14 protein-coding genes are annotated in these 14,180 nt (G+C 71.3%); 12 read left to right on the top strand and 2 right to left on the bottom strand.

Annotated elements, in window-relative coordinates; translation table 11 throughout:
• The first annotated feature begins 70 nt into the window (after positions 1-70).
• The 9 genes from glmS (at position 71) to ITJ56_RS06780 (ending at position 8,191) form a co-directional block, all read left to right on the top strand.
• Complete coding sequence (glmS, locus tag ITJ56_RS06820) at positions 71-1,918, top strand: glutamine--fructose-6-phosphate transaminase (isomerizing) (RefSeq protein ID WP_194629026.1); 1,848 nt, start codon at positions 71-73, stop codon at positions 1,916-1,918.
• Between the two features lie 6 nt (positions 1,919-1,924).
• Complete coding sequence (locus tag ITJ56_RS06815) at positions 1,925-2,341, top strand: holo-ACP synthase (RefSeq protein ID WP_194629024.1); 417 nt, start codon at positions 1,925-1,927, stop codon at positions 2,339-2,341.
• Positions 2,338-3,441 carry an alanine racemase gene (alr, locus tag ITJ56_RS06810; protein WP_194629022.1) on the top strand — a complete coding sequence of 368 codons (1,104 nt, stop codon included), beginning with the start codon at positions 2,338-2,340 and terminating at the stop codon, positions 3,439-3,441. Before ITJ56_RS06815 ends, alr (ITJ56_RS06810) begins: the two co-directional genes overlap by 4 nt.
• Complete coding sequence (gene alr / locus ITJ56_RS06805) at positions 3,438-4,604, top strand: alanine racemase (protein WP_194629020.1); 1,167 nt, start codon at positions 3,438-3,440, stop codon at positions 4,602-4,604. Before alr (ITJ56_RS06810) ends, alr (ITJ56_RS06805) begins: the two co-directional genes overlap by 4 nt.
• Positions 4,601-5,107 carry a tRNA (adenosine(37)-N6)-threonylcarbamoyltransferase complex ATPase subunit type 1 TsaE gene (gene tsaE, locus ITJ56_RS06800; protein WP_323749743.1) on the top strand — a complete coding sequence of 169 codons (507 nt, stop codon included), beginning with the start codon at positions 4,601-4,603 and terminating at the stop codon, positions 5,105-5,107. The genes alr (ITJ56_RS06805) and tsaE overlap by 4 nt, the downstream gene beginning before the upstream one ends.
• Before the next feature lie 43 nt (positions 5,108-5,150).
• Positions 5,151-5,786: a tRNA (adenosine(37)-N6)-threonylcarbamoyltransferase complex dimerization subunit type 1 TsaB gene (gene tsaB / locus ITJ56_RS06795; RefSeq protein ID WP_194629018.1), complete on the top strand. Its 636-nt coding sequence runs from the start codon at positions 5,151-5,153 to the stop codon at positions 5,784-5,786.
• Positions 5,783-6,334, top strand: coding sequence for a ribosomal protein S18-alanine N-acetyltransferase (rimI, locus tag ITJ56_RS06790; protein WP_194629016.1), 552 nt, complete (start codon positions 5,783-5,785; stop codon positions 6,332-6,334). Before tsaB ends, rimI begins: the two co-directional genes overlap by 4 nt.
• Entirely contained in the window at positions 6,321-7,436 is a 1,116-nt protein-coding gene (tsaD, locus tag ITJ56_RS06785; protein ID WP_228517308.1) for a tRNA (adenosine(37)-N6)-threonylcarbamoyltransferase complex transferase subunit TsaD, read from the top strand. Before rimI ends, tsaD begins: the two co-directional genes overlap by 14 nt.
• Before the next feature lie 86 nt (positions 7,437-7,522).
• Complete coding sequence (locus ITJ56_RS06780; protein WP_194629014.1) at positions 7,523-8,191, top strand: DUF4190 domain-containing protein; 669 nt, start codon at positions 7,523-7,525, stop codon at positions 8,189-8,191.
• 45 nt (positions 8,192-8,236) lie between these two features.
• On the opposite strand, the gene ITJ56_RS06775 is transcribed toward ITJ56_RS06780, so the two are convergent.
• A complete protein-coding gene (locus ITJ56_RS06775; protein ID WP_194629012.1) occupies positions 8,237-9,439 on the bottom strand; it encodes a THUMP-like domain-containing protein in 1,203 nt (400 codons plus the stop codon).
• A gap of 161 nt (positions 9,440-9,600) precedes the next feature.
• Here ITJ56_RS06775 and groES point away from each other — a divergent pair, with 161 nt between their 5' ends.
• A complete protein-coding gene (gene groES / locus ITJ56_RS06770; RefSeq protein WP_017885484.1) occupies positions 9,601-9,897 on the top strand; it encodes a co-chaperone GroES in 297 nt (98 codons plus the stop codon).
• Positions 9,898-10,051: 154 nt separating this feature from the next.
• A complete protein-coding gene (gene rarD, locus ITJ56_RS06765; RefSeq protein WP_194629010.1) occupies positions 10,052-11,011 on the top strand; it encodes an EamA family transporter RarD in 960 nt (319 codons plus the stop codon).
• Positions 11,012-11,114: 103 nt separating this feature from the next.
• Here the strand turns inward: rarD and ITJ56_RS06760 are convergent, their stop codons facing one another.
• Entirely contained in the window at positions 11,115-12,443 is a 1,329-nt protein-coding gene (locus ITJ56_RS06760; protein ID WP_194629008.1) for an ABC transporter substrate-binding protein, read from the bottom strand.
• 262 nt (positions 12,444-12,705) lie between these two features.
• On the opposite strand from ITJ56_RS06760, the gene ITJ56_RS06755 reads away from it, so the two are divergent.
• A complete protein-coding gene (locus ITJ56_RS06755) occupies positions 12,706-13,506 on the top strand; it encodes an SDR family oxidoreductase (RefSeq protein WP_194629006.1) in 801 nt (266 codons plus the stop codon).
• Positions 13,507-14,180: the final 674 nt, after the last annotated feature.

Below are 14,180 nucleotides of genomic sequence, written 5' to 3'. Positions count from 1 at the left end.
GGCCGAAACGTTATCCCCACCCCCGGGACTTCGCAGGGTCGGCGTCCAGGCAGACCGTAGGATCGGTCCCATGTGTGGAATCGTCGGCTACGTCGGCAGCAACAGCAGCCAGGACGTCCTCCTCGGTGGGCTCCGCCGCCTCGAGTACCGCGGCTACGACTCGGCGGGCATCGCCGTCGTCGACCCGGCCGGAGACCTCGTGTCCGCCAAGAAGGCGGGCAAGCTCCAGGCCCTGGTCGACGAGCTCGAGTCGTCGCCGATCCCGGACGGCACGACCGGCATCGGGCACACCCGTTGGGCGACCCACGGTGGCCCGACCGACGGCAACGCGCACCCGCACCTGGCCGACGGCGACAAGCTCGCGCTCATCCACAACGGCATCATCGAGAACTTCTCCGAGCTGCGCGCCGAACTGCAGGCCGAGGGCACCACGTTCCGCAGCGAGACCGACTCCGAGGTCGCCGCCCACCTGGTCGGCCGCGCGTTCCGCGAGACCGGTGACCTGACCGCCGCCATGCAGCAGGCCGTGCAGCGACTCGAGGGCGCGTTCACGCTTCTCGTCGTGCACGCCGACCAGCCCGGCGTCGTCGTCGGCGCCCGTCGCAACTCGCCCCTGGTGGTCGGGCTCGGCGACGGCGAGAACTTCATGGGCTCGGACGTCGCCGCGTTCGTCGCCTACACGCAGCGCGCGCTGTCGATCGGGCAGGACGAGATCGCCACGATCCGCCCCGACGGCGTCGACGTCATCCACTTCGACGGCACCCCGGCCACGCCGAGCGAGTTCGAGGTGAACTGGGACGCCTCCGCCGCCGACAAGGGCGGTTGGTCCTCGTTCATGGCGAAGGAGATCAGCGAGGAGCCCGAGGCCGTCGCCAAGACGATCCTCGGCCGCGTGCACGACGGCGCCGTCACGCTGACCGACCTCGACCCGATCGCCGAGCGCCTGGCGACCGTCGACCGGGTCATCGTGATCGCGTGCGGCACCGCGGCCTACGCCGGCATCCTCGGCAAGTACGCCATCGAGCAGTGGGCTCGGATCCCGGTCGAGGTCGAGCTCGCGCACGAGTTCCGCTACCGCGACCCGGTACTGAACGAGCGCACCCTGGTCGTCTCGATCAGCCAGTCCGGCGAGACCATGGACACGCTCATGGCCGTCAAGTACGCCCGCGAGCAGGGCGCGCAGGTCCTGTCGATCTGCAACACCCAGGGCGCGACGATCCCGCGTGAGTCCGACGCGGTGATCTACACGCACGCCGGGCCCGAGGTCGCCGTCGCCTCGACGAAGGCGTTCATCGCGCAGGGCGTCGCGCTGTACCTGCTCGGGCTGCACCTGGCGACGCTGCGCGGCACGCTCACCACGGAGCAGATCGCGGAGCAGGTCGCCGAGCTCGAGGGGCTCGCGCCGAAGCTGCAGCAGACCATCGACGACGCCGCCGGCATCAAGGACCTGGCTCGCTGGATGGCGGACACCAGGAGCGTCCTGTTCCTCGGCCGGCACGTCGGGTACCCGATCGCGCTCGAGGGTGCGTTGAAGCTCAAGGAGCTCGCGTACATCCACGCAGAGGGCTTCGCCGCCGGCGAGCTCAAGCACGGCCCGATCGCGCTCATCGAGCCCGGCCAGATCGTCTTCGTCATCGTGCCGTCGCCCCGCGACCCGCGGTCGCTGCACCCCAAGGTCGTGTCGAACATCCAGGAGATCCGCGCCCGCGGTGCCCGGGTGATCGCCATCGCGGAAGAGGGCGACGCCGCCGTGCTGCCCTTCGCCGACGAGGTCCTGCGGATCCCGCTCGCGACGCCGCTGTTCGAGCCGCTGCTCGCCGTGGCGCCGCTGCACATGTTCGGCATGGAGCTCGCCGCGGCGAAGGGCCTCGACGTGGACCAGCCGCGCAACCTCGCGAAGTCGGTCACCGTCGAGTAGTCGGACGTGATCATCGGCATCGGGGTCGACGTGGTCGACCTGGAGCGGTTCGAGCGGGTGCTGTCGCGCACCCCGGCCATGCGCGCGCGGTTGTTCACCCCGTCGGAGCAGCTCCGTGACGGTGAACCCCGGCCGATCGCGTCGCTCGCGGCACGGTTCGCCGCGAAGGAGGCGCTGATCAAGGCGTTCGGGTCGAGCGCCGGACTCAGCTGGCAGGACCTCGAGGTCGTGTCCGACGACCAGCGGAACCCGTCGCTGACGCTGCACCAGGGCGCGCGGCAGGTGGCGGATGCGCGTGGCGTCACGTCGGTGCACCTCTCGCTCTCCCATGATGGAGGGATCGCAACCGCGTTCGTGGTCCTGGAGGGAACAGACGTGGTCCTGGAAGGAACAGACGTGGTTCTGGGAGGAACGGATCAGTGACTGCGTTCACCGGGATCACGCTCGACCGTGAGGCCCTGATCGAGAACTACGCGACCATCGCCGAGCAGGTCGCCCCGGCCGGGGTCATCGCGGTCGTGAAGGCCAACGCGTACGGCCACGGGGCGGTCGGCGCCGCGCAGGCGTTCGTCGACGCCGGGGCCGAGTGGCTCGGTGTGGCGGACATCGACGAGGCCGTCGCGCTGCGCCAGGGCGGCATCGACGAGGGTGTCCGGATCCTCGCCTGGTTGCACGCCCCCGACGAGGACTTCCGGCGCGCCGCGCAGTACGACATCACGCCGGCGGTGTCGAGCGTCGAGCAGCTCTCCGCCGCCGCCGACTCCGACGTCCGTGCCGTGCACCTGTGCGTCGACACCGGACTGAGCCGCAACGGCGCGGTCGAGTCCGAGTGGGCAGAGCTCTTCGCCACCGCCGGCGCCCTGACCCGCGGCGGGAACCGCACCCGCGTCGAGGGACTCATGTCGCACCTGTCGAACGCGTCGCGCACCGAGGACCTCGACCAGGACGCCGCACTGCAGCGCGCCCTCGACGGACTGGCCGCGAACGGCATCGTGCCGGACGTGGTGCACCTCGCCGCCAGCGCCGCGAGCCTCGCCGTGCCGGAGACCCGCCACGACCTGTCCCGCGTGGGTCTCGCCCTGTACGGGCTGAGCCCCTTCGAGGGCCGCACCTCGGCCGACCTGGGCCTGCGCCCGGCGATGCGGGTCACCGCCGCCGTGCTGCGCACCGTGCCGGCCAGCGCCGGCGATGGCGTCTCCTACGGCTACACCTGGCGTGCCGAGACGGACACCCGCCTGGCGGTCATCGGACTCGGGTACGCTGACGGGTTCGACCGTGACTTCGGCAACCGGGTCTCGGTCCGCATCGGCGACCGGCTGTTCCCGGTGGTCGGCCGGATCGCCATGAACGCCATGCACGTGGACATCGGTGACGCCGACGTGCGGGTCGGTGACGAAGCTGTGCTCTGGGGTGACCCCGCGAACGGTGACCCCGCCGTCGAGGACTGGGCCGACGCCATCGGCACGATCAACTACGAGGTGGTCGCCCGGGTCGGCCGCAGCGTGGAACGGAGGACGACGTGAGCTCCGCACCCCTGCGTCAGGCGCGCATCGACCTCGACGCCTACCGCGCGAACCTCGACCTGGTCCGCGAGTGGATGGACCCCGTGTCGGTCATGGCGATCATGAAGGCCGACGCGTACGGGCACGGCCTCGAGCCGATCGCGCTCGCCGCGGTGGACGCCGGCATCCGCTGGATCGGTGTCCTGACTGTCCCGGCAGCCCTGCGCCTCCGGTCGATCGGTGTCGGCGAGGACGTCCACCTGTTCACCTGGCAGCACGATCCCGACCTGGAGTTCCGCGACGCCGTCGACTCCGCCGTCGACCTCGGCGTCTCGAACGTCGCCGAGCTGCAGCGCATCGTCGACGCCGTCGACCAGCGTCCGGCTCGCGTGCACCTGGGCGTCGACTCGGGCCTGCACCGCGACGGCGCGACCCCGGCGGACTGGCCGGCGCTCGTCGAGCTCGCGCGGGACGCCCAGCGGAACGGCCGCATCGAGGTCGTCGCCGCGTACACGCACCTGGCGGAGTCGTCCGACCACGAGGACAGCGCCGCGGTCGCCGTCTTCGACGCCGCGATCGAGATCGCCGAGGACCTGGGGCTCGACGTCCCGATGGAGCACGTCGCCGCGTCACTCGCGGGCCTGGAGCGCAAGGAGTTCCGGAAGGACATGGTCCGGATGGGCGCGAACCTGTTCGGGATCCCGGGGGCCGACGGCGTCTCGGCGGCGGACCTCGGGCTCGAGCCGGTGATGACCCTGACGGCCTCGGTCGCGAAGACGAAGCGGGTCCCCGTCGACACCGGTGTCTCGTACGACTACACGTACCGCACGGCGACGGAGACCACCCTCGCGCTCGTGCCCGTCGGCTACGCGGACGGGGTCCCACGTCTGGCGCAGGGCCGCATCGAGGTCGCGATCGGCGGCAAACGCTACCCGATCGCCGGCCGCGTGGCGATGGACCAGTTCCTGGTGGACGTCGGCGACGATGACGTGCAGACCGGCGACACCGTGGTGCTCTTCGGCACCGGCGAGCACGACGAGATGACCGTGCTCGACTGGGGCCGGGCGCTCGACACCATCGGCGAGGAGATCGTCTGCCGGATCGGCAGCCGTGTGCCCCGGGTCTACGAGGGGCACGAGGTCGAGGGACGGGTCGGCGCCTACCTGCGAGGCGAGCGGCCGTGACCGACCCGGCGCACGTCCTGCTCGACACCACCGTCCACAGCACCGAGGCGATGGGGGAACTCGGCGCGCGACTCGCCGCAGTCCTGCGCGCCGGAGACCTCGTCGTGCTGACCGGGCCGCTCGGTGCCGGGAAGACGACGCTGACCCGCGGCCTCGGCGCAGCGCTCGGTGCTCGGGGCCAGGTGTCCAGCCCGACGTTCGTGCTCGCCCGGACACACCCCACGACGGCCGGCCCGGACCTGGTGCACGTCGACGCCTACCGGCTGTCCGACCCGGTGGAGCTCGACGACCTCGACCTCGACTGGGACGCCGCGATCGTCGTCGTCGAGTGGGGACGCGGCATGGTCGACGGCATCAGCGACAGCGTGCTCGACGTCGAGATCACCCGTGCGACCGGCGCGGACGACGTCCGGGTCGACCACGACCCGGACGACGTCCCCGACGAGCCCCGCCGCGTCCTGGTCACCGCCACCGGCCCGCGCTGGGCAGGCGTGGCCCTCTGACACCACCACCGGTTCGGTCGGCGGAGCCGCCTACGATGGACGGGTGCTGCTCGCGATCGACACCTCCGCCGGAACGTCCGTCGCCGTCGTCGACCCGGCCACCGGCCAGGCCCTCGCGACCCGCGACACCGAGGACAGCCGTCGGCACGCCGAGGTCATCGGCCCGTTCCTGGCCGACACGCTGGCCGAGGCCGGCCTCACCGGCGCGGACGTCACGGGCGTCGTCGCCGGCATGGGACCCGGCCCGTTCACCGGACTGCGCGTCGGCATCGCCGCCGCCCGCACCTTCGCCGCAGCGGTCGGCGTCCCCGTCCTACCACTCGTCAGCCACGACGCCGTCGCCGCAGACCAGCGTGCGGACGGGCTCGCCGTCCCGTTCGTCGTCCTGACGGACGCCCGCCGCCGCGAGGTCTACTGGAGCGCGTACGACCAGACCGGCACCCGGGTTGCGGGCCCGGGTCTCGCCAAGCCGGCCGATCTCGACGAGGCGATCCGTGCCTCCCGGCCCGAAGCGGTGGGCTGGGACCGCGTGACCGCCCTGTCCATCCCGGCCTGGAGGCTCGGGGCGCTCGCCGCGGACCGGCTCGCGTCCGGCGCGGCGTTCGACCAGGACACGCCCCTGTACCTGCGCGACCCCGACGTCACGGTGCCGGGTGCGCCGAAGCGGGTGAAGCAGTGACCCTGCCGGACGGTCTCCGCCTGCGGCGGGCGCACCCGCAGGACCTCGACGACATCATGTGGCTCGAGCACGTCTCGTTCCCGACGGACGCCTGGTCGGCGTCGCAGATGTCGGGCGAGCTGTACTCGCCGCACGGGTACTACGTCGTCATCGAGACCATCGACGACTCCGCGGCACCGCTGGTCGTCGGGTACGCCGGGCTCTCGTCGCTCGCGGGCAACCCGGTGGCCGACGTGCAGACCATCGCGGTCGCCGCGGACCAGCGCGGCAAGGGGCTCGGACGGGTCCTGTTCACCGAGCTCCTCGACGAGGCACGACGCCGCGGCGTGCAGGAGGTCTTCCTCGAGGTGCGTGCGGACAACCCCGTGGCCCAGGCCATGTACACCGCGTTCGGCTTCGAGCACATCGCGACCCGGCCCCGGTACTACCAGCCGGACGGCGTCGACGCGTGGGTGATGCGGGCGGAGCTGCCCGTGACGACCCACCCGGTGGCGCCGACGTCGGCCGTCGGACCGATCGGACAGGAGGCGCTCGATGAGCGTGGCTGAACCACTGGTGCTCGGCATCGAGACGAGCTGCGCCAGGGATGACCCAGCACCGGTGGCTGAACCACTGGTGCTCGGCATCGAGACGAGCTGCGACGAGACCGGCGTCGGCATCGTGCGGGGCAGCACCCTGCTGGCGAACGTGATCGCGTCGAGCATGGACGAGCACGCGCGCTACGGCGGGGTCGTGCCCGAGGTCGCCGCACGGGCCCACCTGGAGGCGATGACCCCGACGCTGCACGAGGCACTCGACCGCGCCGGCGTGACGCTCGACGAGCTCGACGCCGTCGCGGTCACCGCGGGCCCCGGACTCGCGGGTGCCCTCATGGTCGGGGTGGGGGCCGCGAAGGCGCTCGCCGTGGCCACCGGCAAGCCGCTGTACGGCGTGAACCACCTGGTCGGTCACGTCGGCGCCGACGTGCTGCGCGAGGACGGCAGCGAGATCGAGCTGCCGACGATCGCGCTGCTGGTGTCCGGCGGGCACACGTCGTTGCTGCTCGTGAAGGACTTGGTCGGCGACGTCGAACTGCTCGGCGAGACCATCGACGACGCGGCGGGTGAGGCGTTCGACAAGGTCGCACGGCTGCTCGGCCTGCCGTACCCCGGCGGCCCGCAGATCGACCGTGCGGCGGCCGAGGGCGACCAGCGGGCGATCCGGTTCCCGCGCGGTCTGACGCTGCCGAAGGACATGGCCGCGCACCGGTACGACTTCTCGTTCTCCGGGCTGAAGACCGCGGTCGCGCGCTGGGTGGAGCGCTGCCGCGACGAGGGGCACGAGGTCCCCGTTGCCGACGTTGCCGCGAGCTTCCGCGAGGCCGTGGTGGACGTCCTGCTCACCAAGGCACTGAACGCCTGCCGCGACACCGGGGTCGACCGACTGCTGCTCGGCGGCGGGGTCGTCGCGAACGCCCGGCTGCGCCAGGTGGCCGAGGAACGTTGCGCGGCCGCCGGGGTGCGGCTGCGGATTCCTCCGTTCGACCTGTGCACCGACAACGGCGCGATGATCGCGGCCGTCGGGGCACGCCTGGTCGCCGAGGGGCACGCGCCGAGCGACCTCGGCATCGCCGCGGACTCGACGTTGCCGGTGACGACCGTCCAGGTCTGACCAGTTCGGCCCCGGTCCTTCTTCGGGAGCCTGTGGGAGGATTCACACGGGCGTCGGAGAGACCGGACGCCCGAGAGGGGTGGACGGTGTCTGATCAGAACGAGTGGCCGAAGCCGGGCGAGACGCCGAACGGCCCGGCGAACGGACAGCCCGACGGCACGCCCGCCCCGGACGCCCCGCAGGCTCCTGACGCACCGCAGGCGCCGTCGGCCCCGGAAGCGCCCCAGAACCCGTACGGCCAGCAGCAGGACCCGTACGCGGCTCCGCAGCAGCAGAACCCGTACGGCGCTCCGCAGCAGCCGCAGAACCCGTACGGCGCTCCCCAACAGCAGCAGCAGAACCCGTACGGCGCTCCTCAACAGCAGCAGAACCCGTACGCCCAGCAGCAGAACCCGTACGTCCAGCAGCAGCCCTACGCGTCCAACCCGTACGCGTACCAGCCGTACGCGCAGCGACCGAAGACGAACGTGCTGTCGATCCTGTCCATCATCTTCGCCTTCGGCGGGATCATCATCTGGCCGATCGTCATCCTGACGAGCCCGACCGGCGCGATCCTCGGCCACGTCGCCCTGAGCAAGATCAAGCAGACCGGCGAGGGCGGGCGGGGTCTCGCGCTCGCGGGCATCATCGGCGGCTGGATCATGACCGGGCTGTTCGTCCTGATCGTCGCCCTGGTGTGGATCTCGATCGCGAACTCGTCGGGGTACTCGTCCGACTACGGCTACGACTCCGGGACCGGCGCCGTCATCCGCTGACCGCGTGCCCGAGGAGGGCCCCGCGCCGGGACCGTGGGCGGGTCGTCAGCCGGCCACGTCGCCGAGCCGCTCGCACAGGATCGCCGTGTGGCGTCCCTCCAGGCGGGTGAGCACGAGGGTGACGCGACCCGTCCCGCGCAACCGCAGCCGCTTGCGGAACTGCGCCGGGTCGACGTCGACGCCGCGCTTCTTGATCTCGACGGTGCCGATGCCGTCCGCCGCGAGTCGGGCCGACAGGCGTTTGACGTCGAGCGGCATGGTGTCGAGCACCCGGAAGCCCTGCGCGAACGGCGTGGCCACTGCGCGGTCCGACGTGACGTAGGCGATGCCGTCGGAGAGCATGTGCCCGTCCAGTGCGCGGGCCAGATCGCCGATGAGCCGGGCGCGGATGACGGCGCCGTCCGGCTCGTACAGGTAGGCGCCGAGCGGTCCGACCTCGGCGTCCTCGGAGTCCTCCGGTCCGGTCATCTCGGCGATCCCGTGCGCACCGATCACGGTGGCTGCACGGCGGATGCCCGGTCGGGCGAGCGGGCCGAACCACAGGGCGAGCTCGACGACCTCGCGGTCGACGGAGGTCCACTGCGCCTCGGCGGTGTCGGGGATCAGGTCGCGGTCGATCCCCGGGCCGAGCTTGACGCCCGTCGGGGTCGTCGTCGCGGCGGCGAACACGGTGTCGAGCGAGGGGGACCAGTCGTCCGGGTCGGACAACCGCCGGGTGTCCGAGTGACCCGAGGTGCGTCGTGCCGGGTCCATCCACACGCCGTCCACCGAGGACAGGTCGAAGGACGCCGCGTCGCCGAGCTCCACCCGGGCGTTCGGCCACACCGCCAGGTTGTGCGTCGCGACGGCCGCGGTGACCTCGTCGCGGTCGACGGCGGTGACGTCGAGTTCGAGCGCGGCCATCGCCATCGCGTCGCCCCCGATGCCGCAGCCGAGGTCGGCCACCCGGGTGATGCCGGCGGCGGCGAAGCGTCCGGCGTGCTGGGCGGCGACCTGCAGGCGGGTGGCCTGCTCGAGACCGGCCTCGGTGAACAGCATGCGCCCGGCGAAGTCGCCGAACTTGCCGCGGGCCTTCAGGCGCAGCTTCGCTTGCGTCAGCACGGCCGCGACGAGCCGCGGGCCGTGTCCGTCGGCGCGCAGGCGGGACACGGCGCGGACGATCTCGCCCCCGTCCGAGACAGCGGGCGTACGGTCGAGCAGGGCCATCCCGTCGGGGGTCAGCAGTTCGGCGAGTTCGGCGGCGTCCATGCCCCCGATCCTCCCAGGTGCTGGGTGTTCTCCGGATGTGCTGGCACTCGGATTGACCGAGTGCCAGTGGCCCCCTAGAGTTGGCGTTGGCACTCTCCTGTGCGTAGTGCCAACCCGGTTTTCATCTGTACCGAGTCCGTACCGAGAAAGAAGAGGTCACCGTGGCCGTCAGCATCAAGCCGCTCGAGGATCGCATCGTCATCCGCCAGGTCGAGGCGGAGCAGACCACTGCATCCGGTCTGGTCATCCCCGACACCGCGAAGGAGAAGCCCCAGGAGGGCGAGGTCGTCGCCGTGGGTCCGGGTCGGATCGACGACAACGGCAACCGCGTTCCGCTCGACGTTGCCGTGGGTGACAAGGTCATCTACTCCAAGTACGGCGGAACCGAGGTCAAGTACTCGGGCGAGGACCTGCTGGTCCTGTCGGCCCGCGACGTCCTCGCGGTCATCGTTCACTGAGTCCAGTACTCCTCTCGGACGCCCCGTCCGGCCCTGTGGCCGGCGGGGCGTTCGTGCGTTCGGGGCACCTCACCCGGGTGCTCCGGTCCTGATCAGCCCGCCTGAAGGCCCGGTGCGGGTCCCACGGGTCAACGGTCGTTCCTAGGATGGTTCCGTGAGTGAACCGAGTCCGACGCGACCCGTCCGCAGCGAGGCATCCGTCGGCGTGGTGCAGGCGATCGTGGCGTACGGGCTCTGGGGACTCATGCCGCTCCTCTTCGCGGCGATGGCCCCCGCCGCGGCGTTCGAGATCGTGTCCTGGCGGATCGTCTTCGGCCTGGTGTTCTGCGTGATCGCCATCGCCATCACCCGGTCGTGGCTGCGCACCCGTTCCCTGATGGCCCAGCGCCGCGTGATGCTCGTGATGGGCCTCGCCGCGGTCCTCATCCTGGTGAACTGGACGGTGTACGTCCTCGCGGCGACGACCGGCCACACCGTCGAGGCGGCACTCGGCTACTTCATCAACCCGCTCGTCACGATCGCGCTCGGCGTCGTGGTCCTGCGCGAACGCCTGCGTCCAGCGCAGTGGGCGGCCGTGGGCTTGAGCGTCGTCGCGGTCGTCGTCATCGCGGTGGGCTACGGCCGGATGCCGTGGATCGCGCTCGCGCTGGCGTTCTCGTTCGGCGCGTACGGCCTGGTGAAGAAGCGCGTCGGCGGCACCGTGGACGCGCTCAGCGGGCTGACGATCGAGACCGTGTGGCTGCTGCCGATCGCGGTCGTGGCGCTGGTGGTGCTCGGGGTGACGGGGCTCGGCGGTGGCGTGACCATCGCGAGCGAGGGCTGGGGGCACGTCGCCGTCACGGTGCTGACCGGGCCGGCGACCGCGGTGCCGCTCCTGCTGTTCGCGTCGTCGGCGCGACGGCTGAGCCTGTCGACCCTGGGCCTGACGCAGTACCTCGCGCCGGTGATGCAGCTGCTCGTCGGCGTCGTGGTGCAGCACGAGGAGATGTCGGCCGGGCGTTGGTTCGGCTTCGGCATCGTCTGGGTGGCGCTCGTGGTGCTGACCGCGGACTCCTTCGTCGCGGCGCGCGCGTCCCGCCGGACGTTCGCGCCCACCCCGGTCGAGCCGACCTGACGGCCGCATCCCCGGGCCTCCCGGCCACCAACGCGAAAGCGACAGTCCCCCACGGAAGTTCCGCGGGGGACTGTCGCTTCGGCGAGCGGTGCTGGGCTGTGCCCTACTTCTTCACCGCACCCTGGATGGCGCTCTGGTAGACGGGCTTGTTGTCGCCGTCGAACTTGTAGATGCCGATGTAGGCGCTCGACGGGTCGTTGTTGTCGTCGAACGGACCGATGCCGGACGGGCCGGTGTAGTGGATGTCCTCGCCGTCGTCCAGGAGCGCGACGCACTCCTTGTACGTGGCGCACTCGGTGCCGCCGTCAGCGCCGGAGACCGCAGCCATGTTGGCCTGGATCGTGCCCGAGTCGGTGCCCTTGCCCTTCACCGCGGCGAGGGCGGCGAGGATCGTGGCGTCGTAGGACTCAGCGGCGTACGAGTAGTCGGCGAGCGTCTTGCCCGACGAGTCCTTGTAGAAGGCGGCCAGCTGCTTCTTGAACTCGTCCTTCGGCGAAGCACCGGGGATGGTGCCCTGCGCGCCGTCGAGGGTGCCCTTGTCGAAGTCCTTCGAGTAGTCAGCCGTGTTGCCGTCGGACATGTAGATCTTCGCTTCGTTCCCCTGCGAGACGAGCTCCGGGATGATCGACTTCGTCTCGTCGAAGGCCAGGACGACGATCGCGTCGGGCTTGGAGGCCAGGGCCGCCGTCACCTCGGACGAGAACGTGGTCTGTCCGGGCGGGAACTCCTGGCCCTCGCCCTTGCCGCCGTACACGACCTGGCCGCCGGAGGCCTCGACCGCTGCCTGCACCGAGTTGCGGAGGCCCGTGCCGTAGGTGTCGTTGAAGACCAGGAACGCCACCTTCGCGTTGCCGTCGCCGGTCACGAGCTGACCGAGCGCCGAACCCTGCACCGAGTCCGGCGGAGCGGTCCGGTAGTAGTACGACGAGTAGCCGGAGAGGTCGCTCGCCGTGTTCGCCGGCGAGATCTCGACGATGCAGTTGCTCGTCAGCTGGTCGATGACGTTCAGCGTGACGGACGAGGACTCGGCACCGATCGCGACCGGGACCTTCGCGTTCACGAGCTTCGTCGCGGCCGAGCTCGACACGGTCATGTCGTTGCTGTCGCCGGAGTCGGTCGCGGGGTCGATCGTGACGTCCTTGTCGAGCACGCCACCCGCCGCGTTGATGTCCTTGACGGCGAGGCCCACACCGGACTCGGCCGGCGGGTTGAGGTAGGCCAGCGAACCGGTCAGCGGCAGGATCGTGCCGATCTTCAGCGCGTCCGTGCTCGGGGTGTCGGGGGCCTTGCAGCTGGCGGCGGGGTCCTTGTTCGAATCGCTCGACGCCGAGCTCGAGGGGGAAGCACTGCCGGTGGTGGAACACGCGGCGAGGAGGACGGCTGCTGCGCCCGCCAACGCCAGTGCCGCTGTGGCACGGGTGGTTCTGATCATCCGTGGAGCCCTTTCTCTGCGCGGAGGCTCTGCCGCTTCGGGTGAATGCGACGCCTCCACTGGATGTCGAGAAACGTAGGGTCCATGTGTTTCGCCCGTGTGACGGGGTGGTACGCAAAAGTGTTTCGTTATCGAGCCGTGACGTTGCTGAGCGGAAGGTCAGGGATCGCGGCACCCGTCGTGCGGCCGGGGGCCGGGGCAGACCTGCGTCACGCGGATGGTCCGGCAGGTCGTCCGGGAGGCCCGGCGTACGTTCCGCCGCATGAGCGACTACCAGCCCACCACCGCCATCGTCACCGGCTCCGAATCCGGGATCGGCCGCGCGACCGCCGTCGCGCTCGCCGAGGCCGGCATGGACATCGGCATCACGTACCTGTCCGAACCCGAGCGCGCCGAGGCCACGGCCGAGGAGGTCCGAGCCCTCGGACGCCGGGCCTTCGTCGAGCAGGTCGACGTCTCCGACCTCGCGGGCGCCGCGGAGGGCATCGACCGCCTGGTCTCCCAGCTCGGCGGAGTCGACGTCTTCGTCGCCGATGCCGGCACCGGTGACAACGCGCCGTTCCTCGAGATGACGCTCGACCAGTGGCGCCACACCGTGTCGACGGACCTGGACGGCGCCTTCGTCACGATGCAGGCCGCCGCGAAGCACATGGTGCAGGCCGGCACCGGCGGTCGGATCATCGGCATCACGAGCGTGCACGAGCACCAGCCGCGGTACGGGGCGAGCGCCTACGACGCCGCGAAGCACGGGCTGGGCGGCCTGCTGAAGACGATGGCGATCGAGCTCGCCGAGCACGGCATCACCGTGAACGCCGTCGCACCCGGCGAGATCGCCACCAGGATGACCGGAGCCGAGGACGAGGACCCGCACACGATCGACCGCCCCGGGGTACCGCTCGGGCGTCCGGGCAACGCGTGGGAGATCGCGGCCGCGGTGGCGTTCCTGGCGTCGCGCGCGTCGTCGTACATCACGGGGGTGTCCCTGCCGGTGGACGGCGGGATGCTGCAGATGGGGCCGCACGGCGGCTCGCACATCACGTCGAACGACTGGCGCTCCGCGTAGGGGCTCGGTCCGTCGGGCCAGCGCTGCTGGCCGGCCCCGCTGGTCAGCTCTGCCGGCCGGCTTCCTCGTCGAGTTCGGCCTGGGACCGCAGGACGCAGAACTCGTTGCCCTCGGGGTCGGCGAAGACCACCCACCCGCCGTCCGGGTGCCGCAGGTCGGCGAGCTCCGGAGCACGTGGTCGAGGACGACGACGGCGTGGGTGAACGACTGCCGACGCGCGATGTCGAGGACCGTCCGCTCGAGGGACGTCGTCGGTATCCCGTCGACCACGACGCGCTCGCCGTTCCGGATCCGCCCGGTTGACGGACGACGCCCCGACCGGTGTGCGTCTTGTCGAGCCGGACGTCGATAACGTGCAACCGCCAGTCCGCAGCGTCGAAGTCGGGCAACCCCCAGAGCGCCGCGGCCGAGGTCCCCGAGACGACGCACTCGGACTCCAGGGATCCGTACCGTGCGCGGACGAACAGTCGCCGGCGTTCGAGGAGTGAGAGCGCCTCCCACTCCGGGCGTTCGACGGCGGCGCCATGGAACAGACGCACCGGTTCGTGCGGGGCCGACGGGACACGGACCAGGACGGTCTGGGCGAGCGTGTTCATGCCCGCAGCATGGAACGCGACCACGCTGCGAGGCGACTCGCACGTCGGACCGGTGGAGAGCCTCCAGTCCGTTGCCGG

This window comes from Curtobacterium sp. VKM Ac-1376 (assembly GCF_015351025.1).
Lineage (GTDB): Bacteria > Actinomycetota > Actinomycetes > Actinomycetales > Microbacteriaceae > Curtobacterium.
The sequence above is the reverse complement of the archived record's forward strand: the minus strand, read 5'-3'. Positions and strand labels throughout refer to the sequence as shown.